This window comes from Gillisia sp. JM1 (assembly GCF_000424645.1).
GTDB lineage: Bacteria > Bacteroidota > Bacteroidia > Flavobacteriales > Flavobacteriaceae > Gillisia.
On record NZ_KE384218.1, the window covers coordinates 2,294,253 to 2,320,040 of the forward strand.

24 protein-coding genes are annotated in these 25,788 nt (G+C 35.3%); 15 read left to right on the forward strand and 9 right to left on the reverse strand.

The genetic code is table 11. The features are described 5' to 3' along the window. Nucleotide 1: 1 nt before the first annotated feature. From priA to nadC, 5 genes are all read right to left on the reverse strand, one after another. Nucleotides 2-2,455, reverse strand: coding sequence for a primosomal protein N' (gene priA, locus H033_RS0113745; RefSeq protein ID WP_026838833.1), 2,454 nt, complete (start codon nucleotides 2,453-2,455; stop codon nucleotides 2-4). Nucleotides 2,456-2,711: 256 nt separating this feature from the next. Beyond that, entirely contained in the window at nucleotides 2,712-3,146 is a 435-nt protein-coding gene (locus tag H033_RS0113750; RefSeq protein ID WP_034886407.1) for a DUF2147 domain-containing protein, read from the reverse strand. 36 nt (nucleotides 3,147-3,182) lie between these two features. Further along, on the reverse strand, nucleotides 3,183-3,746 hold the full coding sequence (locus tag H033_RS0113755) for a chalcone isomerase family protein (RefSeq protein WP_026838835.1): 564 nt from the start codon (nucleotides 3,744-3,746) through the stop codon (nucleotides 3,183-3,185). A gap of 16 nt (nucleotides 3,747-3,762) precedes the next feature. Further along, nucleotides 3,763-4,695 (reverse strand): YihY/virulence factor BrkB family protein, encoded by a 933-nt coding sequence (locus tag H033_RS0113760; RefSeq protein WP_026838836.1) that lies wholly within the window; start codon nucleotides 4,693-4,695, stop codon nucleotides 3,763-3,765. Nucleotides 4,696-4,698: 3 nt separating this feature from the next. Beyond that, nucleotides 4,699-5,556, reverse strand: coding sequence for a carboxylating nicotinate-nucleotide diphosphorylase (gene nadC / locus H033_RS0113765; protein ID WP_026838837.1), 858 nt, complete (start codon nucleotides 5,554-5,556; stop codon nucleotides 4,699-4,701). A gap of 41 nt (nucleotides 5,557-5,597) precedes the next feature. Here nadC and rlmH point away from each other — a divergent pair, with 41 nt between their 5' ends. The 4 genes from rlmH to H033_RS0113785 all read left to right on the forward strand — a co-directional run bounded on the left by rlmH (nucleotide 5,598) and on the right by H033_RS0113785 (nucleotide 9,423). Further along, a complete protein-coding gene (gene rlmH, locus H033_RS0113770; protein ID WP_026838838.1) occupies nucleotides 5,598-6,071 on the forward strand; it encodes a 23S rRNA (pseudouridine(1915)-N(3))-methyltransferase RlmH in 474 nt (157 codons plus the stop codon). Between the two features lie 10 nt (nucleotides 6,072-6,081). Further along, entirely contained in the window at nucleotides 6,082-6,654 is a 573-nt protein-coding gene (locus H033_RS0113775; RefSeq protein WP_026838839.1) for a non-canonical purine NTP diphosphatase, read from the forward strand. Between the two features lie 76 nt (nucleotides 6,655-6,730). After that, nucleotides 6,731-8,596 carry a DEAD/DEAH box helicase gene (locus H033_RS0113780; protein WP_026838840.1) on the forward strand — a complete coding sequence of 622 codons (1,866 nt, stop codon included), beginning with the start codon at nucleotides 6,731-6,733 and terminating at the stop codon, nucleotides 8,594-8,596. 68 nt (nucleotides 8,597-8,664) lie between these two features. Then, nucleotides 8,665-9,423 (forward strand): carboxypeptidase-like regulatory domain-containing protein, encoded by a 759-nt coding sequence (locus H033_RS0113785; RefSeq protein WP_026838841.1) that lies wholly within the window; start codon nucleotides 8,665-8,667, stop codon nucleotides 9,421-9,423. A gap of 228 nt (nucleotides 9,424-9,651) precedes the next feature. Here H033_RS0113785 and H033_RS0113790 read toward each other — a convergent pair whose 3' ends face one another. From H033_RS0113790 to rocD, 3 genes are all read right to left on the reverse strand, one after another. Further along, nucleotides 9,652-10,203 carry an SRPBCC family protein gene (locus H033_RS0113790; RefSeq protein ID WP_026838842.1) on the reverse strand — a complete coding sequence of 184 codons (552 nt, stop codon included), beginning with the start codon at nucleotides 10,201-10,203 and terminating at the stop codon, nucleotides 9,652-9,654. Between the two features lie 37 nt (nucleotides 10,204-10,240). Next, nucleotides 10,241-10,894: a TrmH family RNA methyltransferase gene (locus tag H033_RS0113795; RefSeq protein WP_026838843.1), complete on the reverse strand. Its 654-nt coding sequence runs from the start codon at nucleotides 10,892-10,894 to the stop codon at nucleotides 10,241-10,243. A gap of 295 nt (nucleotides 10,895-11,189) precedes the next feature. Further along, nucleotides 11,190-12,470 carry an ornithine--oxo-acid transaminase gene (gene rocD / locus H033_RS0113800; RefSeq protein WP_026838844.1) on the reverse strand — a complete coding sequence of 427 codons (1,281 nt, stop codon included), beginning with the start codon at nucleotides 12,468-12,470 and terminating at the stop codon, nucleotides 11,190-11,192. A gap of 170 nt (nucleotides 12,471-12,640) precedes the next feature. On the opposite strand from rocD, the gene rlmD reads away from it, so the two are divergent. From rlmD to H033_RS0113815, 3 genes are read left to right on the forward strand one after another with little or no spacing between them, the layout of a single operon-like run. Then, nucleotides 12,641-14,050, forward strand: coding sequence for a 23S rRNA (uracil(1939)-C(5))-methyltransferase RlmD (gene rlmD / locus H033_RS0113805; protein ID WP_026838845.1), 1,410 nt, complete (start codon nucleotides 12,641-12,643; stop codon nucleotides 14,048-14,050). Further along, nucleotides 14,032-14,574, forward strand: a complete 543-nt coding sequence (locus H033_RS0113810; protein ID WP_026838846.1) for a DUF6452 family protein — start codon at nucleotides 14,032-14,034, stop codon at nucleotides 14,572-14,574. The genes rlmD and H033_RS0113810 overlap by 19 nt, the downstream gene beginning before the upstream one ends. Then, nucleotides 14,540-15,247, forward strand: a complete 708-nt coding sequence (locus tag H033_RS0113815; protein WP_026838847.1) for a DUF6048 family protein — start codon at nucleotides 14,540-14,542, stop codon at nucleotides 15,245-15,247. The genes H033_RS0113810 and H033_RS0113815 overlap by 35 nt, the downstream gene beginning before the upstream one ends. 1,546 nt (nucleotides 15,248-16,793) lie before the next feature. Here H033_RS0113815 and H033_RS0113820 read toward each other — a convergent pair. After that, a complete protein-coding gene (locus tag H033_RS0113820) occupies nucleotides 16,794-17,966 on the reverse strand; it encodes a class I SAM-dependent RNA methyltransferase (protein ID WP_034886408.1) in 1,173 nt (390 codons plus the stop codon). A gap of 146 nt (nucleotides 17,967-18,112) precedes the next feature. On the opposite strand from H033_RS0113820, the gene H033_RS0113825 reads away from it, so the two are divergent. From H033_RS0113825 to xerA, 8 genes are all read left to right on the forward strand, one after another. Beyond that, nucleotides 18,113-18,781, forward strand: a complete 669-nt coding sequence (locus tag H033_RS0113825) for a ZIP family metal transporter (RefSeq protein WP_026838849.1) — start codon at nucleotides 18,113-18,115, stop codon at nucleotides 18,779-18,781. Nucleotide 18,782: 1 nt separating this feature from the next. Continuing rightward, the gene (locus H033_RS0113830) at nucleotides 18,783-19,211 is read left to right on the forward strand and encodes a DUF4268 domain-containing protein (protein WP_026838850.1); all 429 of its coding nucleotides are present in this window, start codon (nucleotides 18,783-18,785) and stop codon (nucleotides 19,209-19,211) included. Nucleotides 19,212-19,346: 135 nt separating this feature from the next. Next, a complete protein-coding gene (locus H033_RS0113835) occupies nucleotides 19,347-20,045 on the forward strand; it encodes a hypothetical protein (RefSeq protein WP_026838851.1) in 699 nt (232 codons plus the stop codon). A gap of 81 nt (nucleotides 20,046-20,126) precedes the next feature. Next, entirely contained in the window at nucleotides 20,127-21,074 is a 948-nt protein-coding gene (locus H033_RS0113840) for a tRNA dihydrouridine synthase (RefSeq protein ID WP_026838852.1), read from the forward strand. A gap of 34 nt (nucleotides 21,075-21,108) precedes the next feature. Beyond that, nucleotides 21,109-23,304: a B12-binding domain-containing radical SAM protein gene (locus H033_RS0113845; protein ID WP_026838853.1), complete on the forward strand. Its 2,196-nt coding sequence runs from the start codon at nucleotides 21,109-21,111 to the stop codon at nucleotides 23,302-23,304. Between the two features lie 270 nt (nucleotides 23,305-23,574). Further along, nucleotides 23,575-23,826 carry a DUF6364 family protein gene (locus H033_RS0113850; protein WP_026838854.1) on the forward strand — a complete coding sequence of 84 codons (252 nt, stop codon included), beginning with the start codon at nucleotides 23,575-23,577 and terminating at the stop codon, nucleotides 23,824-23,826. Further along, complete coding sequence (locus tag H033_RS20280; RefSeq protein ID WP_051227918.1) at nucleotides 23,826-24,260, forward strand: type II toxin-antitoxin system VapC family toxin; 435 nt, start codon at nucleotides 23,826-23,828, stop codon at nucleotides 24,258-24,260. The genes H033_RS0113850 and H033_RS20280 overlap by 1 nt, the downstream gene beginning before the upstream one ends. Before the next feature lie 187 nt (nucleotides 24,261-24,447). Continuing rightward, entirely contained in the window at nucleotides 24,448-25,587 is a 1,140-nt protein-coding gene (gene xerA / locus H033_RS0113860) for a site-specific tyrosine recombinase/integron integrase (RefSeq protein ID WP_026838855.1), read from the forward strand. Nucleotides 25,588-25,788: the final 201 nt, after the last annotated feature.

Consider the following 25,788-nt stretch of genomic DNA (forward strand, 5'->3'; position numbering starts at 1 on the left):
CTTAGGTTGGATCTACATTAGTGATTACCCTTACACTTCTCCACATTCCAACTGCTTTAAAACTAGTTAAGATCTTGCGAATATACTTTTTTGTTTTTCCTAACGATTGATTAGGCGGTATCTTTAAAAGTATATTTTTGTAGTATTCATTTCGTATTCTCGCCACCGGTGGAAATTCCGGGCCTAAAACATTTTCCCGAAAAACATTAGCCAAAGACTTAGCAATCCAGTCGGCTGCATCATTAGTTTTAGAATAATCCTTACTCTTAATAGTGAATTTTATAAGCTTATAATAAGGAGGATATTGATATTGATAGCGCTCTTCCAGTTGTTCCCTATACATTTCTATATAATTATTTTCTGAAACCTGCTTTACAATTTGATGATGCGGATTATAAGTTTGAATGATCACCTTCCCCCTATTCTTAGTCCTTCCAGATCTCCCAGCAACCTGAAGCATTAGCTGAAAGCTGCGCTCATGCGCTCTAAAATCTGGAAAATTTAGTAAATTATCGGCATTCATAATGCCCACCAATCTCACTTTTCTAAAATCGAGACCTTTACTTAACATTTGGGTTCCAACTAAAACATCTATACTTTCCTGTTCAAAAGCGCTTATTATTTTTTGATGCCCATGTTTTCCTCGTGTGGTATCTAGATCCATACGCCCAATCTTTGCTTCAGGAAGTAAGGATCTTAATTCTGTTTCAATTTGCTCCGTTCCAAAACCTTTTGTAGTAAGTTCTACGCTTTCGCAGGCCATACATTGCTTTTGCATTGCCATGTGGTAACCGCAATAGTGACATCGCAATTGATTGCTATGACTATGATAAGTAAGACTTACATCACAGTTGGGACATTGGGGGGAATGACCGCAAGTAAGGCATTCTAAAATAGGGGAATAGCCTCTTCTATTCTGAAACAAGATCACCTGTTCTCCTTCTTCTAATGTTAATTTGATCTCTTCTAACAATCTATCAGAAAAATGACCCGTCATTCGCTTCTTCTTGTATTTCTCCTTAAGGTCTACTATCTCAATTTCAGGTGGTGATACATTGCCATATCTTCTGTCTAGAGAAACAAGTGTGTATTTATTATGGGTTGCATTATAATAAGTTTCTAAAGAAGGAGTTGCAGATCCCATAAGCACTTTTGCATCATGAAATTTTGCCAAAACTACAGATGCATCTCTCGCATTGTATCTTGGTGCGGGATCAAATTGCTTAAAAGTGGTCTCATGCTCTTCATCTACTACAATAAGACCCAAATCTTGAAAAGGAAGAAATATGGCGGAGCGTGCTCCTAAAATAATCTTTGCTTTCGCGTTATCGTTTAAAACATGCTTGTATACTTCCATACGTTCATTCACAGAATATTTACTGTGATAAACCAATACCTGTTCTCCAAAAAAGGATTGTAAGCGGGAAACCAATTGAGCTGTTAAAGCTATCTCAGGAAGTAAATAAAGAACTTGCTTCCCTTCCTTGATCACTTGTTCTATAAGTTTTATATAGACCTCTGTCTTCCCAGAAGAAGTAATTCCATGAAGCAAACAAACATCTGTATCCTTGTAAGCTTCGGTTATTTCATTAAATGCAGTTTGTTGCCATTCATTTAGAACCATTTTTTGGTCCACATTATCTATGTCGAATTGAATTCTGTCTTTTTGTAAATGGTATTCTAATAAGACCTTCTTATCTATTAGACTCTTTATAACTGCGGTAGAAGTTCCACTAGCTTTAGAAAGCGCTTTTAATTCGAGTGGCTTCTTGGATTTCGCTTGAAGCTGAAAAAGAGTTAATATTACTGCTTTCTGTTTAGGTGCCTTGGTAAGTTCCTCTAGCAAAAGGTGCATTTCTTTTTCTGAAAGGTACTTTTCATTCAGTTTTACATAGCGTATCAACTTGGGCTTATATTGCTCGAAAATTTCCTGATTAACAACCACAATACCTTTAGAAACTAATCCATTGATAACAGGAAGTACCGTTTTCTTATCTAACAACTGCATGATCTCTTGGATCTTAAGAGAAGATTGCCTTTGCAAGGCTTCATAAATTAGATATTCTTGATCGTCTAGATTTTCATCTTCCCCATTCCCAGATGGTACTAGCTGAATTAAACTTTCACTTTCCAACAAGAAGCCTCCAGGGAGAGCTGCCTTAAGCACTTCTCCTTCTGCACACATATAATAAGAAGATATCCAGTTCCAAAATTTCAACTGATTATCAGTAATAATCGCGGAGTCATCAAGGATCTGTTCAATCTCCTTGGCTTCATACTTCTCTGGTGCAGTATTGTGAACGGAAGCAACAATTCCCGTATATATTTTAGATTTTCCAAAAGGCACAGCAACGCGCATTCCGGAGGTCAATACTTCAGACTCGGCTTGGGAAATTTCATAGGTAAACTGCATTTCTAATGGAAGTGGAAGAATTACATTTATATAAAAACCCATGCAGTAGCTTTAAGTTGGTTAACAAATCTTTGAGAATCTGTACTTCTCGGTATTTTAAAAGATTGACTCTTCTAATGATTATCTATCTAAGTGTATCCTAAGGCATTGAAAACATCTCCACCTCACTCGCTGTGATATTTTAAAGCAATACACTTAAGTAAATTGATACTCATACAAATTTAAACTTCTTTTTACTGCAAATAAAAAATCCACTCCTTAAAGAGTGGACTTTTTAACAATTCTATTTTTTAGAATTTTATTCTGCTCGTACCCAAGTTTGAGTTCGGTAGAAAAAAGAGATATAACCTCTCACATTTAATATTTTAGGATTATCCTCATCTAGCCAGATTTTACATCGATAAACCTTTCCAGTCTTGGGATCGGTTACAGTTCCTCCGGAATATTCGCCATCATCATTTCCTAAACCAGTCATAACTACCATACCTTCAATTGGTTTATCTTTAAGTTCACCTTCGCACTTGGTACAAACCTTGTCTCGATCTTCTTCTTTCAAGATTCGCACTACTTTACCGTGAAGCTCCTCTCCCACTTTAAATATTTCTATTATGGAAGTAGATTGCCCCGTTTCCTCATTTACAGTTTTCCATTTTCCAAGCACTGATTGTGCGTGAGCATTAAATGCAAAGCAAAGAGAAAGTAAAATAATTAAGCTTGAGGTTTTCAATTTCATAATTGGAATAAGTCTAGTTGTTTTTATTTGTTTCAATTAGCTTTTACCTAACATTGCTTCCTTAAGATCTTTATCGGCTGGTTTATTAGATAACCAGATTCCAAATAAACCTTTCTTGAATTCCTTTCCCGGAATGGTTCCAAGCAACTTATTGTTTTTGTAAACTTTTACACCCTCTTTAGGAAGGTATACCATATCAAAAATGTCACCTTTTTGGATCTCTTCTGAAAAATAACTTTTGAATTGAGCTATTTCTGAAGAAATACCTGAAGTATTACCACCTGCAGCATTTTCAAAACCTTCGTCTACAGCATCGATCATTTTATCACTAGTAATTAAATTGGAAACCATATGTAGCTTAATTGCCATAGGCTGATTCCCATTTAAAATTCCATTTGCATCAGCATTCTTTTTATCCAAATATAAAGCACCAGCATACATATCCATCCAGAATTTTTCTCTCACCCCTACTCCATTCAGCGCTAATTTTTCACCTTCAAAAGTAACAGAGTTTGGCAAAGTAACACCAGCTGCTTTTGTTTGAGCAGGTGCAGAAGCAATAGTTACCATTGCAAACAATAACAATAAGACATTTTTCATTTTAATTTGAGTTTAGTTAATTAATTAATTTAGTTTTCTTTTTCATTTTAAGTAATGAGGCATTCAATTCAAAACCGAGCAACAATATATTAGAATTTAACCATATATACACCATAAGTACTAAAAGAGCTCCTATAGATCCATATAATTCGTTGTATCTACTAAAGTTTTCTATATATAAACCAAATAAATAGGTATTTAGCAATATTAAAATGGTAGTGAACAATGCTCCTACCGAAAAAAATGGAGAATGCCTTCCTTCTCTTGTACCCGAATAATATAATGTTGCAACTGCAGTATAAATCAATAAAGTAAATGCAGTGTATTTCACTAATTTAGGTGACAAGCTCCTCTCTCCAAAAATCCCTAACTGGCTAATATCATCTACTGCATAAGTGAGATAAACCGCTAATATTACAGTAATTAACAACAACAATGCCATGATTATAGAAATTCCTAGAGCTACCAAATATTGTCTTATAATAGACCTGTTGGTGTTGGTATGAAATGAATATTCAAAACTAGTGAAAATCGAATTTACCCCATTTGCCATTAAAAAAACCGAAAGTATAAAAGTAACAGAAAGTAGACCTCCACGGGGAGTGCTCGCAATATCGTAAAACACATTATTAAAAAATTCTGAAGTAGTTGGCGGTAATAGCGAATCCATAAACACCAAGAATTGTAACTGGAAATCGTCTATAAATTGAATATAAGGGATAAGATTTAATATAAATAGTAAAAACGGAAACAGTGCCATAAAAAAACTAAATGCAATAGCACTTGCTCTAGTAGAAAAAGTTCCTTCTATAATACCTCTAGAATAGATTACCCAAAGATCATGCAAGGTTAAACCCTTTAAACCTGGAAGCGTGATTTTACTTGTTCTATACTCCCATGACTCAGATATCTTAACTAATAATGATTTGGAAGATTTTTTAGCTTGCATGCATTATATCGCTTTTAAACTAAGATCCATATTGTATACAGAATGTGTTAATGCTCCACTAGAAACATAATCCACCCCACATTCTGCATATTTTCTTACAGTGTCTAAGGTGATTCCACCACTAGATTCTGTTAGACATTTATTATTTATTAGCTGTACAGCCTTTTTTGTATCTTCGTAATTAAAGTTATCTATAAGGATCCTATAAATTCCATCATTTTCTAAAATTTCTTGGATCTCCTTCATATCTCTCGCTTCTACTATGATTTTGAGATCAAGATCATTATTTTTAAGATATGCCTTAGTTTTATCTATTGCCTGAGTAATTCCTCCAGCGAAGTCTATATGATTATCTTTAAGCATGATCATATCATAAAGCGCAAACCTATGATTTTCGCCTCCTCCAATTTTTACTGCCCATTTCTCTAGAGCTCTTAAACCTGGAGTAGTCTTTCTGGTATCTAAAATTTGTGTTTTTGTCCCTTCTAAATTTTTCACAAATTCGTTTGTCTTGGTAGCAATGGCACTCATTCGTTGCATTGCATTCAAGACCAAGCGCTCTGCTTTCAAAATAGATTGTGAGGAACCTTCCACATAAAATACAATGTCTCTTTTTTGTACGCGTTGCCCATCTTCAATTAAAGTTTCCACTTTAAGGTCTGGGTCTATGGCGTTGAATACCTGTTTTGCAAATTCTACTCCGGCAATGATCCCATTATCTTTTACAAGTAGCTTAGCCTTCCCTTTGGCTTCTTTTGGAATACATGCCAAAGAGCTATGGTCTCCTTCACCAACATCCTCTCTTATCGCATTAGAAATAATTAATTCAATTTCCTTTTGAAATTGTGCTTGTGAAATCATCGCAATAGTTATTTTTGTAAATGTAGCAAAGTCTTAGTAAAATGACCATAAAATTACTTGGTATAGGTAAAACAGATGATAAAACTCTTCAAAATTTAACGGATGTTTACATAAAAAGGCTTCAGTTTTATAACAAATTTGAAATTGAACTGATTCCTGATCTGAAAAAAGTTAAAAATCTAGATGAAAATCAGCAGAAACAAAAAGAAGGAGAACTTATACTTAACAAGATCTCTACTTCAGATTTCGTGGTGCTTCTGGATGAAAATGGGAAGCAACTGAGTTCTGTTGGTTTTTCTGAATTTATTCAGAAGCGATTTAACAGCGGATTGAAGCAAGTGATCTTTATAATTGGAGGACCTTATGGGTTTTCTGAAGAGGTCTATAACCGAGCCGATACTATGATATCACTTTCAAAAATGACATTTTCTCACCAGATGGTCCGGCTTTTTTTTACAGAACAATTATACAGAGCCTTTACTATATTAAAGAACGAACCTTATCATCACCGCTAAATAAACAAATATGAAACTTGTATTCGCAACTCACAATAAAAACAAATTTCAGGAAGTACAGGCATTATTCCCAAAGAATATTACGCTGCTTTCCTTAGAAGATATAGGATGTTATGATGAAATTCCTGAAACAGCAGATACTTTAGATGGAAATGCAATTTTAAAAGCAAATTTCGTGAAAGAGCATTACCAAATGGATTGTTTTGCAGATGATACAGGACTAGAAGTAAAATCACTCAATGGAGAGCCTGGAGTTTATTCTGCTAGATATGCGGGAGAAAATAAAGATAATGAGGCCAATATTCAGAAATTATTAACCAACTTAGAATCTAAAGATGATCGTTCTGCTAGGTTTAAAACTGTAATAGCGCTAAATCTTAATGATCATGAACATTTATTCATGGGAATTTGTAAAGGTCATATTTTAAAGGAGAAAAAAGGAGAACACGGTTTTGGATACGATGCTGTTTTTCAGCCAGATAATTCCAAAAAATCTTTCGCTGAAATGGAATTAATTGAAAAATCTAAGCTAAGTCATCGCGCAAAAGCACTCCAATATCTTATAGATTATCTAGTTAAGTAGTTGTTTGTGATTCATTTAAGAATTTTTGTGTAAGCTGTAAAGGAAATCGTACCTTTGCAACTTATTAAAATTTTATATGAATAAATTTGAACAATTAGGATTAAATCCTGCCATACTTAAAGCTGTTGAGGAAATGGGCTTTACAGAGCCGAGTGAGGTACAGGAAAAAGCGATTCCAATTTTATTGCAAGAAGACACCGATATGGTAGCACTTGCCCAAACAGGTACAGGAAAAACCGCCGCTTTTGGTTTTCCACTCATCCACAAGATCAACGCACAAAGTAAGCATACTCAAGGATTGATTCTTTCCCCTACCAGGGAATTGTGTTTACAAATTACCAATGAGCTTAAAAATTATGCGAAGTTTACTCCAGGATTAAATACAGTAGCTATTTATGGGGGAGCAAGCATTACAGATCAAGCTCAGCAAATTCGTCGTGGTGCACAAGTAATTGTTGCAACTCCGGGAAGAATGCAGGATATGATCAAGCGTAAGTTGGTTGATATTTCTAAAATTGAATACTGCATCCTTGATGAAGCAGATGAAATGTTGAATATGGGATTCTTTGAAGATATTACAAATATCTTATCCTATACTCCAATTGAAAAGAACACATGGTTGTTTTCTGCTACAATGCCTAAAGAGGTAGCAACGATCGCTAAAAAATTCATGCGTAACCCAGTAGAAATTACTGTTGGAAATAAGAATGAAAGTACTTCTACAGTTTCTCATGAGTATTATCTAGTAAACACTCGCGATAGATATGCCGCTTTAAGGAGATTAGCAGATGCTAATCCAGAAATTTTCTCTGTGATCTTTTGTAGAACAAAGAGAGATACTCAAAAAGTTGCTGAAAACTTAGTTGAAGATGGTTATAACGCTGCAGCATTGCACGGGGATCTAAGTCAGAACCAACGTGATATGGTAATGAAGAGTTTTAGAAATCGCCAGATACAAATGTTGGTAGCAACAGATGTTGCCGCTCGTGGAATTGATGTAGATGATATTACTCACGTAATCAATTACCAACTACCTGATGAACCAGAAATATACACTCATAGAAGTGGTAGAACTGGAAGAGCAGGAAAAACTGGTATCTCTATGGTTATTGTTTCTAAAAGTGAACTTAGAAAGATCAAGAGTATAGAGCGTATTATAAAGAAAAAATTTGAACAAAAAGAAATTCCAGATGGAATGAAAATTTGTGAAGTTCAGCTTTTTCACCTTGCTAACGACATCAAGAATACTACGATAAATCATGATATAGACCCTTATCTACCAAGTATAGAAGAGGTTTTGGAAGGTTTAACGAAGGAAGAGATCATTAAAAAGGTGTTTTCTGTTGAATTTACCAGATTCTTCAACCATTACAAGAACGCATCAGATCTAAATTCAAAAGTTTCCAACTCTAGGGATAGAGATGGCGCATCTGGCGGATCTTATGGTGGAGATAGCACACGTTATTTCATTAACGTTGGAACTAAAGATGATTTCGATTGGATGTCCCTAAAAGATTATTTAAAAGAAACTTTAGATCTTGGAAGAGATGATGTTTCTAGAGTAGATGTTAAAGAAAGCTTCTCTTTCTTCAACACTAGCACAGAAATGGCTGAAAAGGTAATCGCTACTTTCGAAAATGTACAGCACCAAGGAAGAAGTGTAAACGTAGAAGTTTCTCAAGACACTGGTCGAGGTGGCGGAAGAAGATCTTCTGGTGGTGGAGATCGTAACAGAAGTCGCAGTAAAAGCAGCGGAGATTTTAAATCTAGAAGAAGCGATAGTTCGTCTGAATCTAGAGGAAGAAGATCTGACAAACCTTCTGAAGGATCAAGCAGAAGATCTGGTGATTCTGGAAATTCTAGTGAATCTTCTGGAAGAAGCGGAAGCAGAAAAAAGAATATATCTAGTTCTGTGAATCGCAGAAAATCTAATAGATCATAATTAAATAATCATTGGGAGGAGTTTGGTATAGTTATTAATGTACCTTCCTCCCAATGTATTTTACTTTTATGAGGTTACTACCAATTCTTTCATTTATCATAATCCTTTGTTCTATAAGTGCTGTACAAGCGCAGGACATGGTTAGTGGTAAAGTTTTAAATGCTTCCAACGATCTTCCGTTGGAAAATGTGAATATCGTTAACCTTAATCAGGTTAAAGGTACTACAACCACTTCAGAAGGAGATTTTGAGATACAAGCAACCGTTAATGATACCCTTTATTTTTCCTATTTGGGATTTAGAACAATTCAAGTTCGGGTAACAAACGACTGGTTAAAATATGGAAGCGTAAAAGTAAAAATGACAGAGTTGGGAATTGCTTTAGAAGAAGTAGTTGTTGGCCCTATCACACTTACTGGTTATCTTGAAATAGACGTTAAGAATATTCCTATCTATGAAAATAGCAGGTATAGTATTTCTGGATTAAATTCTGGATATGAAGGCGGAAGTTATTCCCCTGGAGCAGCAGCGAAAGCGCTGGGCGCTATATTCAACCCTGCAGATGCACTTTATAATCTCTTCGGAAATAAACCGAAGCAGATGAAAAAGTTGCGTAAAATGAAAGAGAACGATGAAATAAGAAGCCTGCTTCAAACCAAGTTTGACAGACAAACCTTAGCAGCTGTGCTGCAGATTAGTTCTGTAGAGATCGAAGAGATTCTTGCAAGATGTAATTACTCTAAAGATTTTATGAATTCTGCAAACGATCTACAAATCTTAGATGCCATAAGTGGATGTTACGAAGAGTACAAGGTATTAAAGAGATAAATTCTATTAGTAATCAAAAAATTACTATATGTCTGCTTTTGTTCCAGTAAATAGTTTTTTATTAATTAATTACAGGTTGTTACCGTCATGCTGAACGTGTTTCAGCATCTCAAATATGTGGTATAAGACCCTGAAACAAGTTCAGGTTGACGCGACCATTTCAGATAGGATAATTTGGTCACTGGACTCTAAACGGATATACAAAAAAATTATAACCGAAGTTGATACTTAATTGACTTCGGTTTTTTCATGCTTATATTCCAGCATCTTTTTAAGGTTTTTAAGTCCCACTTCAAGATCCTCTCCATATATTTTATCTACTGGTTGAAAAAGAGCAATTACTGAAAAAGGGAAATTAAGACCTCCACGAACACCCCAAACTATTTTGGTTTTATTTTCATCTAACTCTTTCAAACCTTTGTATTCAAGACAAATTACTTTTGCTGGTCTTAATACAAGCACTCTGGTCTCCATAATTCGACCTTGATTAAGTTTTACTATCTTTTGGGTACCTTCAATAAGCCTATTATTTTTTTTCCAATATAAGAGCGCTCCAGGCTTTCCATCATCCCCATTAAATTTTAAGACTCCTTTATATTCTTTTGAAAACCAAGGCATCCAATGATGTTGCTTTTTTAGTTGTCTCACCAAATTATACACATCCTCTTTAGAACGATTAATTACCAATGTTCTACTAATATCAAATTCCTTTTTTGCCATAGCATGCAGGAATGCTATAAAAGTGATAATGGCAATAAGAATATAAAAAAATAGGGTCATGTAGGTCTTCTGTTATAATCTTTAAAATTAAAAAATACTAACTATTTTCAAATCTTGTAACCAAATGGTCAAAGTTTTTAAAACTTTTTCTCAACCATTCAAATTTAACTTCATTTTTATCATAATCGCTCAATTCCCAGTATATTTTACTTTTTCTTAATCGGGATGTGAGTTCCTGTAGGATAATTGCTGCTGAAACCGAGATATTTAAACTCTCTGTAAATCCAACCATTGGAATCCTTATACACTGGTCTGCATTGGACAATACTTCATTGGAAAGTCCATCTTTTTCGGTTCCTAAAAAAAGAGCGGAGGGTTTTGTAATATCAAAATCTGATAGTTCGATGGCTTCAGCATTTGGAGAAGTAGCAATAATCTGGTAGCCATCCTCTCTTAGCTTGCTTATACATTTCAAACTATCATCATGCCTATTTAGTGTCACCCATTTTTGCGCTCCCATCGCGATCTCACGATCTATCTTTTTTACTTTTTGCTCCTCGATCACATGGACATTCTGAATGCCAAACACATCACAACTTCTTATGACGGCACTTGTGTTATGTAATTGGTAAACATCTTCTGTAACCACAGTAAAATGATTGGTGCGCTGCTCTATCACCTTATTGAATAAAGCTTTTCGCTCTGGAGTAAGCAATTCTTCTAAAAATGCCAAAAATTCTATACTGGCCATTCAATTAACTGTTTGATATGTTTTTATTTGAAAGTAATCAAAAACCTCGGGATAAGCCTCTGCAAACTATACCCTCAATAATGGATTACAAAAGACCGATCTAAAAAATCAATTTCAGATCGGTCAATATAATCAAGAACCACGGGGCAAGCCCAAGAGGTATATCCCGATGGTTCGGGAGGGAAATACTTTTAAAAATTCGAGGAAAGCCCGCCTGAACGTATCGGGCAGGCCTCGGGGAACCTGCCCAGCCGGGTTAAACCCTCAATGAGGGATTTAAAAAAGTATAGACTTTTTATTTTTCAAACTGTTTTAAAGTTTTAACTATAATAGCCACACAGTCTAATAATTCTTCTTCGGTCATTACCAATGGTGGTGCAAAACGAATGATATTTCCGTGTGTTGGTTTTGCTAGAAGGCCATTATCTCTAAGTGCCATACAAATATCCCAAGCAGTAGAACTTTCTTCAGAATCATTAATGACTATAGCATTTAGCAAACCTCTTCCTCTTACCAAATTCACAAGATCAGTTTGCTCTATATATTTATTCAATTCACTTCTAAAAAGATTACCAAGTTTTCTTGCATTCTGAATAAGATGTTCATCTTTCACAACATCTAAAGCAGCAATAGCTACAGCTCCTGCAACAGGATTACCTCCAAAAGTAGAACCGTGTTGTCCCGGTTTGATCACATTCATCACCTCATTATCTGCAAGTACGGCAGAAACAGGATAATTCCCTCCAGAAAGTGCTTTTCCTAAGATCAAGAGATCAGGTCTGGTATAAGTTTCTTGTCTTTCACAATGAGCTTGACAGTCACAATTACCACAAACAGCTAGCAAACCACCAGTACGTGCAATTCCAGTCTGTATCTCATCTGCTATGAAAAGCGAATTGTGTTTATTACACAAGTCTTTTGCCTGCTTCATATAATCATCTGCCGGAGTAAACACACCTGCTTCCCCTTGAATTGGCTCCACCAAGAAACCTGCAATATTATCGTTGTTCTCTAAAGCTTCTTTTAATGCATCAATGTCATTATATGGAATCTTAATAAAACCTGGTGTATAAGGTCCAAAATTCTTACGTGCATTCTCATCATTAGAAAAAGAGATCACGGTAGTTGTTCTTCCGTGGAAATTATTTTCACAAACAATTATCTGTGCTTTCTTCTCTTCTACTCCTTTCTTTTCGTATGCCCATTTTCTGGCGATCTTGATAGCAGTTTCCACCGCTTCAGCTCCCGTATTCATAGGAAGTACTTTATCGAATTTAAAATATTCGGTAATATATTTCTCGTAAGGTCCCAAAATATCGTTATGGAATGCTCTTGAAGTTAGAGACAAGGTAGAAGCTTGATCGTGCATTGCTTTCACAATCTTTGGATGACAATGCCCTTGGTTTACTGCAGAATATGCCGAAAGAAAATCATAATATTTTTTACCTTCTACATCCCAGACGTGAACTCCCTTTCCTTTACTCAATACTACCGGTAGTGGATGGTAGTTATGAGCTCCGTGTTTGTCTTCCATTTCAATCGCCTGTTTTGAAGCTGTTACTTTTTCTAAATGCATATTCTGTGTTTTTAAATAATTTATTATAACAATTCCTTCTTTTCTTTAATAATTTGTTGAAAAATGGAGAGAAATCAACCAAAAATTCAACAGGCGCAATTTACTAAATGTTATCTGAATTTTATAATGGGAGCACTATAAAATCTTCACAATTATCCTATTTTTGCGCTATGGGAAGAAAGAAAAAAAATCTGGTATTTGATGAATTAGAAATTTTAGATGCCGGTGCTAAAGGAAAAAGCATAGCAAAGGCACCAGATGGAAAAGTGGTGTTTATAAATAACGCTGTTCCGGGAGATATTGCAGATATACGAACTACCAAAAAGAAAAAGTCGTTTTACGAAGGTACTGCCACTAAATTCCATAAACTTTCAGATAAGCGTGTAGAGCCGGTTTGTCAACATTTTGGAACCTGTGGAGGTTGTAAATGGCAACACATGGGCTATGAGCACCAGTTATTCTACAAGCAACAAGAAATCACCAATAATTTACAGCGTCTGGGTAAAATAGAATTACCAGAAATAGAACCAATTTTAGGAAGTAAAGAGATCTATTTTTATAGAAATAAAATGGAGTTCTCCTTTAGTGATAGTAGATGGTTAACTCTAGACGAGATAAATAGTGAAAAGGATTTTGAAGATAAGAATGCTTTAGGATTTCATATTCCGGGCATGTGGGACAAAATCTTAGATATTAAAAAGTGCCATTTGCAAGAAGATCCTAGTAATGCCATAAGGAATCATGTAAAGGAATTTGCCATTGCAAATGATATCCCATTTTTCAATACTAGAAATCAATATGGGTTGTTGAGAACACTTATGATTCGTACCTCTTCTACAGGAGAGATCATGGTAGTCTTGCAATTATTTGCTGAAGACAAAGAAAAAAGAACTTTGTTATTAGATAGTGTAGCAGAAAAATTCCCTGAGATCACTTCCCTTCAATACATAATTAATGGTAAAGGAAACGATACCATTTACGATCAGGAAGTGATTTGTTATATAGGGGAAGATCATATTTTTGAAGAAATGGAAGGTCTTAAATTTAAGATCAACGCCAAATCTTTCTATCAAACCAATTCTGCTCAAGCTTACGAATTATATAAAATAACAAGAGATTTCGCAGGACTTACTGGAAATGAATTGGTTTACGATCTTTATACAGGAACGGGAACCATCGCGCAATTTGTAGCACAAAACGCGAAGAAAGTAATTGGTATAGAAGCAGTACCAGTTGCAATTGAAGATGCAAAAGAGAATGCCAAACGAAATAATATAGAGAATACCGAGTACTATGCAGGGGATATGCGTAAAGTATTTACACAAAACTTTATTAATGAACACGGGCATCCAGATGTTATCATTACAGATCCACCCAGAGATGGAATGCACAAGGATGTTGTTGCTCAAATAATTGGTATCTTGCCTCAAAGAATTGTTTACGTTAGTTGCAATTCGGCTACACAGGCAAGGGATCTGGCACTTTTAGACGAACATTATAAAGTAACCAGAGTACGCCCTGTAGATATGTTTCCACAAACCTTTCATGTAGAAAACGTAGTATGTTTGGAAAAAAGATAAAAATTCAAAATAGCAGCAGGTTGATCTTTGGACTGATTTTGCTGTTATTATTAAATCTGGGCTGTCAGCGAGATGACATTTGTGCGGAATCTACCGTGATCACTCCGCTCCTGAAGATTTCCTTTTTTGATAATGAATCAGTGGGTGACACTATACCTAAACCCGTTACCAATTTAAGCCTTATAGCTGAAGGGGATACTGTAAATTTTATCAATAGGGTAAATTCTTCGGAAATAAGTATTCCTTTAAAAACTGATGTAGATTTCACGACTTACGAATTTATCCTAAACGCGGGTGCTGAAGGCGATACCACTTCCGAAGAAAATAGTGATATTGTTGATTTTACCTATGCCCGAAATCAGGAATATATAAACAGAGCCTGTAGTTTTAGAGTAACCTATATTAACCTGGAAGCCAGAGTTGAACCGGAAACTCCAGTTTCTAATAAATGGATAAAAAGAATTCAAGTAGATCAATCAACTGTAGAAGATGAAACAACAACACATATTTCTATTTTTCATTAGCATTTTTTGCATTTTGGGAATAGAAAGTTCCAAAGCGCAAACTGCTACAGATACGCTTAACTATAAAGAACGTTATGGACTGCGCGTAGGTATAGACCTCAGCAAACCCTTGCGAACCTTATTGCAGGATGAATACAGCGGATTAGAACTTTTGGGAGATTACAGGATCTATAAAGATTATTATCTGGCTGCTGAAATTGGAAATGAGCAAATGGATCTTTTCGAAGAAAATCTAAATGTTAGTGCCAAAGGAAGCTATATAAAACTGGGTGCAGATTATAACGCGTATGAAAATTGGGCAGGAATGGAAAACGCTATTATTATAGGGCTGCGTTACGGATTTTCTACTTTTTCTCAGACTTTAGAGAGCTATGCTATTTCTACTCAAACCCCTTACTTCGGAACAGATGTGATACTAACTCCACAAGAGAGCAAAGGACTTACTGCTAGTTGGGTAGAGCTTATAGTGGGTATTAAAGTAGAATTATTTCAAAATTTATATCTAGGAGCCAATGTGCAACTTAAAAGGCAAGTAACTGAAACCACTCCTTCTAATATGGACAATTTATATATTCCTGGATTTGGAGTGACCAATGATTTCAGTCAGTTTGGTGTGGGATACAGCTATAATATCTCTTACCTCATCCCGCTTTATAAGAAAGCGAAGGATTAATTTGTCATTCTTTAATACTTTTTGTCATTCCGACGAGAGGAGGAATCTAATTTAAATTTCTTAATACTGAGATTCTTCGACTTTTCCTGATAGCAATCGGGAGGAAATGATAAGAGAGTAGCATCGCCATCCTGAATTTATTTCAGGATCTAATTTCCTTAGCAAATAAGAGATTTCTCTACTCCGCTCAAAGGAACAATTGCGTCATCCTGAATTTATTTCAGGATCTCAAGTGAAACGGATTGAAGAGTCTCAATAATAGAGATCCCTCCTAGCGTCGGGATGACATCATAGTACGTCAAGCTGAACTTGTTTCAGCTTCTAACATGTTTAACTATACGACTTTTTTAGATCCTTCGACAGGCTCAGGGTGACACCGAATTGTCACATTGAGCCTGTCGAAATGGGCTTAAAAACTATTCTTTCAAATGATTTGATTTCTCGACTGCTCCCAATAGCAATCGGGACGAAATGACATTGTTGGCTGAAAGGATAATTGTGTCATTCTGAAAGGAGTGAAACGTATTGAAGAATCTCAAGGAAACTGAATCATGTTTATCGAAGATCCCTCCTAGCGTCGGGATGACAACATAGTACGTCAAGCTGAACTTGTTTCAGCTTCTAGCATGTTTAACTATACGACTTTTTTAGATCCTTCGACAGGCTCAGGGTGACACCGAATTGTCACATTGAGCCTGTCGAAATGAGTTTAAAAAACTATCTTTTCAAGTGATAAGATTTCTCGACTGCTCCCAATAGCAATCGGGACGAAATGACATTGTTGGCTGAAAGGATAATTGTGTCATTCTGAAAGGAGTGAAACGTATTGAAGAATCTCAAGGAAACTGAATCATGTTTATCGAAAATCCCTCCTAGCGTCGGGATGACAACATAGTACGTCAAGCTGAACTTGTTTCAGCTTCTAACATGTTTAACGTTACAACTTTTTTAGACCCTTCGACAGGCTCAGGGTGACACCGAATTGTCACATTGAGCCTGTCGAAATGGGCTTAAATAACTATCTTTTCAAGTGATAAGATTTCTCGACTACGCTCGAAAAGACATTGTGGAACGAAAGGACAATAGAGTAGCATCGTCATCCTGAATTTATTTCAGGATCTCAAGTGAAACGGATTGAAGAGTCTCAATAGAACTGAATCATCTTTATCAGAGATCCCTCCTAGCGTCGGGATGACAACATAGTACGTCAAGCTGAACTTGTTTCAGCTTCTAACATGTTTAATTATACGACTTTTTTAGATCCTTCGACAGGCTCAGGGTGACACCGAATTGTCACATTGAGCCTGTCGAAATGGGCTTAAATAACTATCCTTTCAAGTGATAAGATTTCTCGACTGCTGCCAATAGCAATCGGGACTAAATGACATTGTTGCCTGAAAGGATAATTGTGTCATTCTGAAAGGAGTGAAACGTATTGAAGAATCTCAAGGAAACTGAATCATGTTTATCGAAGATCCCTCCTAGCGTCGGGATGACAACCTCAATGTCACATTGAGCCTGTCAAAATGTGCTAAATAGGTAAATACTATTCCTCTTCCTGATCTCTCAATTTATGCAGCTTCTTAGTACCCGCATAAATATCATATTTCAGTAATTTAGATTCTAATGCCCCATTGAACATCTTAATCTTTCTTGAAGGTCTTAGTCCCACATGTTTGATAGCTTCCAGGTTAGAGGTGATAAACCAGGCTGCGGTATCTGGGTAACTTTGTTTTAAGGTATCTCCTATTTCCTTATAAAATACAGGCATATCTATGTCCAAGCGCTCTCCGTATGGGGGATTGAAAACCATATGTAAATGTCTTTCGCTAGTTTTTGTGCTCTCAAAGAAATTTTGTTGCTTCACCTGAATGAATTCAGCAAGATTAGCATTTTCAACATTATCTATAGCTTTGGTAACTGCTGAAGGTGCTTTATCATAACCAATAATTGTAAAATGGAATTCCCTTACTTTCTTAAGTACAGATTCTTCTACCTTTTCAAAAAGGTCTACATCCCAATCTTTCCATTTTTCGAAAGCAAATTCTTTTCTATTTAGGTTCGGTGGAATATTACAAGCGATCATAGCAGCTTCTATCAAAATAGTACCACTCCCACACATAGGATCCATAAAATCACTCTGTCCATCCCAACCAGAAAATAATAACATTCCGGCTGCCAAAACTTCATTTATCGGAGCGATGTTCGTTGCTGTTTTATAGCCACGTTTATGTAAGGATTGTCCAGAGCTATCCAGGGATACATTACAGAAATTATGCTCTATATGAATATTTATTCTTAAGGTTGGAAAATCCAGATCTACATCTGGTCTTGAGCCAAATTTCTCTCTAAATCTATCTACTACAGCATCTTTGGTTTTCTGCGCGATATATTTGGAATGGGTAAATTGTTCAGAATGAACGGTTGCATCTATAGCCAAGGTGTCCTTTACATCCATAAAATCTTCCCAAGCAATTTTCTTGATCTCATTATACAGATCTTCTTCTGATGTGATCTTGAAAGATTTAAAAGGTTTTAAGATCTTAATGGCTGTTCGCAAACAAAGATTTGCTTTATACATAAAACCTTTATCTCCAGTAAACTGAACATTTCTTACGCCCTCTTTAATATTCATTGCGCCAAGATTACGCAATTCCTTTGCTAATATAGGTTCAAAGCCAAAAAGTGTTTTGGCAACCATTTCAAAATTATTATCCATTCCCATCATTTCTTAAACGGCAAAAATACATTATTTTTGTGCGATATGACAATTACATGTTGGTCAGAATACCCGTTTTTAAAGGAAGATTCAGAAAACATAATAATCAACTTGTAAATACCAATCTAGAGAACATACTTTATTAAATGATATATATTCTGCCACTCTTATCGGTTCTAATTGGGTTTTTTATAGCCTTATTCTTAAAACCGAATTCCTCCTTAGCATTTAAATTATTGCTTTCTTTTAGTGGAGCTTATCTATTATCTGTAACGGTTTTTGAATTGCTCCCGGCAGTTTATAACTCTGGAGAAGCCAAAATCGGCGTATTCATTATGCTGGGATTATTGCTTCAGATTGTTCTGGAATTTTTGTCTAAAGGAGCTGAACACGGCCATATTCATCATGATGGGAATGCGGCTCATTTCCCAATTTTACTCTTGATCAGTTTAGGGATTCATTCTTTGTTAGAAGGTTTTCCGCTGAATACTTCAGAGCATTTGTTATATGGGGTTGCAATACATAAGATCCCAGTAGCGGCAATTCTATCTGCTTTCTTACTTCAATCTAATATTGGGAAATTTAAGGTCGCTTTGTTTTTAATACTCTTCGCATTCATGACTCCTTTAGGAAGCTGGATGTCGGCTAATTTTGAAATACTTAATGAGTATACCACTTATATAAGTGCTGTGGTGATTGGAATTTTTCTACACGTTTCTACCACTATTATTTTTGAAGCTTCAAAAACACACACTTTTAATGCATCTAAGCTAGGAGTGATTGTCGCCGGAATACTATTGGCTTATTTATTATAAAATGTTCAGTAAGGAAGAATCTAAAAAAATACGCGAAGAATTCTGGACCAGCTTCGGAAAAAATTATCCTCATAAATGGGTGTTGTATAATACAGGGATTAAGGAAGTGCAATTAAAATTTACTTTTAATAATGATTTCGCACAAGTTTCTATAGATGTTTATAGTGCAGATGAAGTGATCCAGGAATATTATTTTGAAAAGATCTATGCCTTAAAAACTATTTTAAAAGAAGAATATTTAACAGTTCTCGAGATAGAAAATCATTATCTACTGCCTGAAGGAAAAGAAGTTTCTAAATTTTACCTACAATTAGATTCGGTGAATATCCATAACAAAAAACATTGGCCGAAGGTTTTTGAATTCTTTAATATACACATGCGCCCGTTAGAAGATTTTTTCCTGGAATACAAGGATTATATAGAAGCTTAATCAGAATTATCTTACAACTTTTGATCATATTCTAATTTTTATTGAAATATTTATCGATAACAGTTCATTAATTTCATATTTATATGATTTTTTATAAAAAAAGTGTAATTTCACCTATCATTTTCAAAATTAACTATGAGATATCTTGTTCTTGCTATTGTTTCAGCATTCCTTTTGTTTAGTTGTGATACTTCGGAACCAGAGGTAGACGAAACCATCGTGGAAGTGGTAGATGAAACCGCCACCTATGAAGAGTCAGAAGAAGGAGAAGAAGCTGAAGAGGAATCAGAAGAAGGAGAAACAAATGAAGAAACTGACACAGAAAGCGAGGGAGATACAGATGAAGATGATCGTTGGGCAAGTTTTGTCCATCCCTCTATAACAATTAAACCTTACTATTACCCAAAGTCAGAAATTGTTTATAGTACAGATGAAAATGAATTTATAAGGGCAGAGATCGTTGAAGGAGACAAACTTGTCTTTTATTATTACGAGGCTGCAGGTGATAAAATAGATACCATAACCGGACAAAGACTAGCAGATAGCGGATATAAAATAGGACTTATATTTGCAATTGATAAGGACAAAACTGAGTTTAAATTAGAAAAAGAAAATTTTAGCACAGCTTTAGCCAAATACGATTCTCAATCGAATACTCCAGAACAAGGATATTTCAATGTTACCGATGGAACTATAGAAGGCATCAAAATCAGTGAGACGGAATGGGAAATAACTACTGATATTATATGGACCATCCCAGCGAATGAAGATCATGGAGATATCCATCATGAATTTGAACTTTCAGCTAACTTCATTCCAGAGCCAGAAGAGTAGATTTTTTAAATCGCCATTCTCCTTATAAAACTCCCTATTTAACTCTTAAATTCGAGTATCTTTGCGGCCATTAAAAAGCCTATGAGTTTTACCTTACTTTCATCTCCTCTACAAGGATTTACAGATTTCCGATTTCGGAATGCTTTCCATCATTATTTTGGCGGAATAGATACTTTCTACGCGCCATACATTCGCTTAGATGGGAAAATGGTGGTGAAAAACTCCTATCAACGGGATCTTTTACCCGAGCATAATAATACGCTAGAAGTAATTCCGCAGGTGATCACTAATGATGCAGACGAATTCTTATTTGTAGCTAAGTACGTTCAGGAATTAGGATACAAGGAACTCAACTGGAATTTAGGTTGCCCTTATCCTATGGTCACCAAACGAGGAATGGGTTCTGGGCTGATCTGTGATCCTGCAAAAATTGACAATATACTAGAACGAGCACATTCTGAAACCGATATTCTGGTTTCTATGAAAATGAGAATGGGTTATGAAAACAGCAATGAGATCTTAGATGCATTTCCTATTCTTGATAAATATCCGCTGAAGAATATTGCCATTCACGCCCGCATTGGAAAGCAACTTTATAAAGGTGGCGTAGATCTGGATGCCTTTGAGCGCTGTGTTACTAGCACGAAACATAAATTATACTATAATGGTGATATTACGAGTGTTGAAGCCTTTAAGAACATGCAGGAGCGTTTTCCTAGTATCGATCATTTTATGATTGGGAGAGGTCTTATTGCAGATCCTTTTTTGCCAAGTATGATAAAGAAAGACACAACAGAATACCCAAAAGACAGATGGAAGATCTTCAGTGAATTTCATGATACCATTTATGAGCAGTATGATGCAGCATTGTCTGGCCCTACTCCTATCAAGATGAAAATGCAAGGATTTTGGAGCTACTTTTCAGAATCCTTCAGCAATCCGCAGAAGACCTTTAAAAAAATAAAAAAAGCAAATAATCCCAAAGCGTACAAACTAGCTGTTTCAGAAATATTAAAAAGCGCACAATAAGCTATCTTTGTAGGCATCTATTTAATATGCTATTTTGAAAGACCTTTTACTTCTTACTCCACCATTTACTCAATTAAATACGCCATACCCAGCTACGGCATACCTTAAAGGTTTTCTGAATACCAAAAATATTTCTGCCTTTCAAATGGATCTTGGAATTGAAGTGATCCTCGAGCTATTTTCAGAAGACACTTTTAGAGAGTTATTTGAGATCGCTTTTCAAAATGACAGTATTCAATCTGAAAATTGTGAACGCATCTATGCTTTAAAAGATGCTTATTTACAACCTTTAAATGAAGTTGTCCGTTTTCTTCAAGGCAAGAACAATACCTTAGCCAGACAAATTTGCACTGATAACTTTCTGCCTCGTGCTTCCAGATTCGATCAGTTAGACGATATGGATTGGGCATTTGGATCTATGGGAATGCAAGATAAAGCGAAGCATTTAGCCACCTTATACTTGGAAGATCTTTCAGATTTTATTGTGGAATGCATCGACGATAATTTTGGATTTAGCAGGTATGCTGAACGTCTTGGGCAAAGTGCTAATTCTTTTGATGAGCTTTACGAGGAACTGCAAGAAGAAACCACTTTAATAGATCTTATTACGCTAGAGATCCTTAATGATCAACTAAAAATTACACAACCCAAATTAGTGTGCATCTCTGTTCCTTTTCCCGGGAACCTTTACAGTGCCTTAAGATGTGGTCAATTTATAAAAGAGAATTATCCCCATATCAAGATCGCGATGGGTGGCGGATTTCCAAATACCGAATTAAGATCTGTTTCTGATACCCGCGTATTTGAGTTTCTAGATTATATAACCTTAGATGATGGAGAACTACCAATTGAATTGTTGGCAACTGCTGTTTGTTCTAAAAATAATTCCGAAGTACCCACTTTTAAAAGAACTTTTATAATTGAAGATGATGCAGTGGTTTATAAAAATGACACGATTAAAGCAGATTATAAACAAAGTGCATTAGGTACTCCAGATTATTCAGATCTATTATTAGAAGATTATATCTCTGTAATAGAGATTGCGAACCCGATGCACAGTTTATGGAGCGATGGCCGTTGGAACAAGCTTACCATGGCACACGGCTGTTATTGGGGGAAGTGTACTTTTTGTGATATCTCTCTGGATTATATTAAAATTTACGAGCCCATTGCTGCCAAAATATTGGTAGATAGAATGGAGCAACTCATTGAGCAAACTGGAGAAAACGGATTCCACTTTGTAGATGAAGCTGCACCACCTGCTTTAATGAAGTCTTTGGCTCTAGAAATTATAAAAAGAAAGCTAACGGTAACTTGGTGGACCAATATTCGGTTTGAAAAGAACTTCACTAAAGATCTTTGCTTACTGCTGAAGGCATCCGGGTGTATTGCAATTTCCGGCGGACTTGAAGTAGCTTCAGACAGGTTATTAAAATTGATAGATAAAGGTGTTACAGTATCTCAGGTGGCGCAAGTAACTCAAAATCTTACCGATGCCAACATTATGGTGCATTCTTACCTAATGTATGGGTACCCAACACAGACTATTCAGGAAACAGTAGACAGTTTGGAGATGGTAAGACAATTATTTGAAATGGGAATTATTCAATCTGGTTTCTGGCATCAGTTCGCATTAACAGCTCATAGTCCGGTGGGATTAAATCCTTCAGATTATGGAATTACTCCGAATTATAAGAACATCACTTTTGCAAACAACGATGTAGATTTTAAGGATCATACAGGAATAGAGCATTCAAAATTTAGCTTCGGACTTAAGAAATCGCTTTTCAATTTTATGCACGGAATCGGATTCGAACTTTCGCTTCAGGAATGGTTCGATTTCAAAATTCCGAAGACACAGATAAATCCTGATTTTATTGAAAAATGTTTAGAAACAGATCCTAACTTCAACGTAAGACCTTCAGCAAAAATAGTTTGGTTAGGCGCAATGCCGATAATTGCTGAACAGATAAAAACAAAACGAGGGATTACCAGGCATCAGCTGGCATTTACTTTTCATAGCAATCTAAACAGCTTTCAGATTGTTCTAGAAAAAGAAACCGGTGATTGGTTACTAAGAAACTTACCATTATTACAGCCACAAAATGAAAAGCTTCGCTCTTTTTCAGATCTAAAAAAAGATTTTGAAATGGATCTAGAGGATTTTGAGCTCTTCTGGTTCTCTAAACCTATTCTGCTTTTAAAAGAAAACGGATTGCTGGTTTTGTAAACCAAGTGATCCTACCTTTTTATCAGTAACTATTTTAACTTGCTAGATTCAGATTTTTGTCATGCTTTTATGATAGAATTGCCCCATTTTCTCCGTAGTTAAAGGAGGAACTAAAACTAAAAAACAGCACTTCGAACGGATTAGTTAGCTTGTAGGATTCAAAATGTATCTGTTAGCCACAAGATATTTAAACGTGTAATTAATTTTAAAACAACACGTATGAAAAAATAATTTTCTATCTTTATTATATTAACCTTTAAGTCATAAAAAATGAATACAAAACTCACTTTGACTATAGAAGAAAAAATTATCCTAAGAGCTAAAGAATATGCTAAAGATAAAAACAGGAGCTTGTCTGATATTATCGAAAACTATCTAAAGACCCTGACAAAAGAAGAAAACAACAGGGATTTTAAAAAATTGAATCCTGTTGTAAAATCTTTAAAAGGTTCTTTTAAAATGCCAAAAAACATGGATTATAAAAAAGAACTTCAAAACCGATTAGAAGAAAAATATTTATAATGGATAAGGTTTTAATCGACACCGATGTAATATTGGATTTCTTTTTTGATCGTGAACCTTTCGCTGAATATGCAACTGATATTTTAAACCTTTGCGAAGAGAAAAAAATAAATGGATATATCACAGCAGTTATAATCTGTAATGTTTATTACTTATTACGAAAAACAGCAAAACATCAATTAATAGTAGAAAAAATTAAACAGCTTTTGAGCATACTAGAAATCACAAAAATGGATAAAGAAGTTGTTTTAGATGCCCTTAATTCAGAATTCAAAGATTTTGAAGATGCATTACAAAATTTTTCTGCGGTTCAAAATGGAAAGATTAATATTATTCTGACCAGAAACCTATTTAAAAGGAAAAGCCAGAGGTTAACAACGATTTTCACAATAGCGGGCAATCATATAAAAAGTGATATTTTAGATACCAGGTAACAAAACAACTAAGCCGACAATCCCGATAGCTATAAAGATGCTTCCCAACTCCAAGCAACTTGAATCTACCAAGACCGATACACCATTTATCAAAAAGTAGTTTCTTCTTCTTATTTTCATATTTAATAACACACAACCTGCTTTAAATCATTTATTTATAGTATTTTAACTCTATATATAAATGACTATGGAGCAGGTTAGACTTTTCCCATTACAGCATAACGATGTCTTACAAATTGGCATCGCATTTAAGTTCAATGCTGAATTAAAATTCCATTTAAAAAAACTAGAAATAATTAAATGGACTCAAACTCATTCTTGTTATTACGTAGAGTTTATTCAGAAAAATAAAGAAATTCTCTATCGTCATCTTCAGAAATTCGACTGCAGCATCGATTATTCGGAGCTACAATCTTATACTATTAGTCCTAGAATTGATGAGGACTTAAAGGAATTCAGTTCTTATCTGGAAGGGAAACGCTATAGTAAAAGTACCATTGGTACTTATTGCAGCTTTATCCTCAAACTTTTAAAATTTCAGAAAAAACCAATTTCAGAATATAACAATAGAGATCTGGAACTTTTTATTGAAAAGGAAATTGCACAGCAAGGTTATTCTATAAGTACGCATAGGCAATGTATTAGCGCGCTAAAGCAATTCGAAAAATTACATAAATTGGAAGCTTTGAATGTGGATGATATAGATAGGCCCAATAAAAGTAAATATTTGCCGGTGGTGCTTTCTAAGGAGGAAGTAATAGACATTTTTAGAGCTACCCGAAACTTGAAGCATCGCACCCTGCTGATTCTAATTTATTCTTCGGGATTGCGGATTGGGGAAGCTTTAAGTTTAAAATTGCAAGATATAGATGTAGACCGCAGGCAGATCTATGTGCGAAATGGAAAAGGAAGAAAAGACAGACATGTGGTTATGGCTGAAGCTTTTGTGCCTTTACTTTATAATTATCTTACCAGCTATAAGCCCGAGAAATTGTTTGTTGAAGGAAAGGATGGTAATGAATATAGTGCATCTTCTGTAAGAAGTGTTTTAAAACTGGCATGTAACCGGGCAAAGATAAAGAAACATGTAACTCCACACACGTTGCGTCATTCTTATGCGACACATATGTTGGAGAATGGGATCGATCTAAGGCACATTCAGGCATTATTGGGGCATTCCCGTCCAGAAACCACGATGATCTATACGCATGTCACTCAGCATGATCTACTTAAGATCAAGAGTCCGTTGGACGTGGCTTTAAAGCAATTATCAGAATCCGATAAAAACCCTGAAAACCTACGTTTATCCCGGAATATTTTCGATTAAAGGTGTATATTCGATTCGATATAACACGTTGCAAATCATTGTTCAGTATAAAAACTCAAAAAAAACTCACAATCTGAATAAAAAAAACCAATCTCTCGCAACTTTTGCGCTGACTTATTCAAGATTATAGAAGATAGATATTCACTTAAATCTGACATTACTAAAAGAAGATTAAATGGTGAAAAATGTGAAATATGGATG

What these genes read in the sequence shown, in the direction of transcription:
- priA (WP_026838833.1), bottom strand. Translation starts at nt 2,455, where the DNA reads ATGGGTTTTTATATAAATGTAATTCTTCCACTTCCATTAGAAATGCAG.
- H033_RS0113750 (WP_034886407.1), bottom strand. Translation starts at nt 3,146, where the DNA reads ATGAAATTGAAAACCTCAAGCTTAATTATTTTACTTTCTCTTTGCTTT.
- H033_RS0113755 (WP_026838835.1), bottom strand. Translation starts at nt 3,746, where the DNA reads ATGAAAAATGTCTTATTGTTATTGTTTGCAATGGTAACTATTGCTTCT.
- H033_RS0113760 (WP_026838836.1), bottom strand. Translation starts at nt 4,695, where the DNA reads ATGCAAGCTAAAAAATCTTCCAAATCATTATTAGTTAAGATATCTGAG.
- nadC (WP_026838837.1), bottom strand. Translation starts at nt 5,556, where the DNA reads ATGATTTCACAAGCACAATTTCAAAAGGAAATTGAATTAATTATTTCT.
- rlmH (WP_026838838.1), top strand. Translation starts at nt 5,598, where the DNA reads ATGACCATAAAATTACTTGGTATAGGTAAAACAGATGATAAAACTCTT.
- H033_RS0113775 (WP_026838839.1), top strand. Translation starts at nt 6,082, where the DNA reads ATGAAACTTGTATTCGCAACTCACAATAAAAACAAATTTCAGGAAGTA.
- H033_RS0113780 (WP_026838840.1), top strand. Translation starts at nt 6,731, where the DNA reads ATGAATAAATTTGAACAATTAGGATTAAATCCTGCCATACTTAAAGCT.
- H033_RS0113785 (WP_026838841.1), top strand. Translation starts at nt 8,665, where the DNA reads ATGAGGTTACTACCAATTCTTTCATTTATCATAATCCTTTGTTCTATA.
- H033_RS0113790 (WP_026838842.1), bottom strand. Translation starts at nt 10,203, where the DNA reads ATGACCCTATTTTTTTATATTCTTATTGCCATTATCACTTTTATAGCA.
- H033_RS0113795 (WP_026838843.1), bottom strand. Translation starts at nt 10,894, where the DNA reads ATGGCCAGTATAGAATTTTTGGCATTTTTAGAAGAATTGCTTACTCCA.
- rocD (WP_026838844.1), bottom strand. Translation starts at nt 12,470, where the DNA reads ATGCATTTAGAAAAAGTAACAGCTTCAAAACAGGCGATTGAAATGGAA.
- rlmD (WP_026838845.1), top strand. Translation starts at nt 12,641, where the DNA reads ATGGGAAGAAAGAAAAAAAATCTGGTATTTGATGAATTAGAAATTTTA.
- H033_RS0113810 (WP_026838846.1), top strand. Translation starts at nt 14,032, where the DNA reads ATGTTTGGAAAAAAGATAAAAATTCAAAATAGCAGCAGGTTGATCTTT.
- H033_RS0113815 (WP_026838847.1), top strand. Translation starts at nt 14,540, where the DNA reads ATGAAACAACAACACATATTTCTATTTTTCATTAGCATTTTTTGCATT.
- H033_RS0113820 (WP_034886408.1), bottom strand. Translation starts at nt 17,966, where the DNA reads ATGGATAATAATTTTGAAATGGTTGCCAAAACACTTTTTGGCTTTGAA.
- H033_RS0113825 (WP_026838849.1), top strand. Translation starts at nt 18,113, where the DNA reads ATGATATATATTCTGCCACTCTTATCGGTTCTAATTGGGTTTTTTATA.
- H033_RS0113830 (WP_026838850.1), top strand. Translation starts at nt 18,783, where the DNA reads ATGTTCAGTAAGGAAGAATCTAAAAAAATACGCGAAGAATTCTGGACC.
- H033_RS0113835 (WP_026838851.1), top strand. Translation starts at nt 19,347, where the DNA reads ATGAGATATCTTGTTCTTGCTATTGTTTCAGCATTCCTTTTGTTTAGT.
- H033_RS0113840 (WP_026838852.1), top strand. Translation starts at nt 20,127, where the DNA reads ATGAGTTTTACCTTACTTTCATCTCCTCTACAAGGATTTACAGATTTC.
- H033_RS0113850 (WP_026838854.1), top strand. Translation starts at nt 23,575, where the DNA reads ATGAATACAAAACTCACTTTGACTATAGAAGAAAAAATTATCCTAAGA.
- H033_RS20280 (WP_051227918.1), top strand. Translation starts at nt 23,826, where the DNA reads ATGGATAAGGTTTTAATCGACACCGATGTAATATTGGATTTCTTTTTT.
- xerA (WP_026838855.1), top strand. Translation starts at nt 24,448, where the DNA reads ATGGAGCAGGTTAGACTTTTCCCATTACAGCATAACGATGTCTTACAA.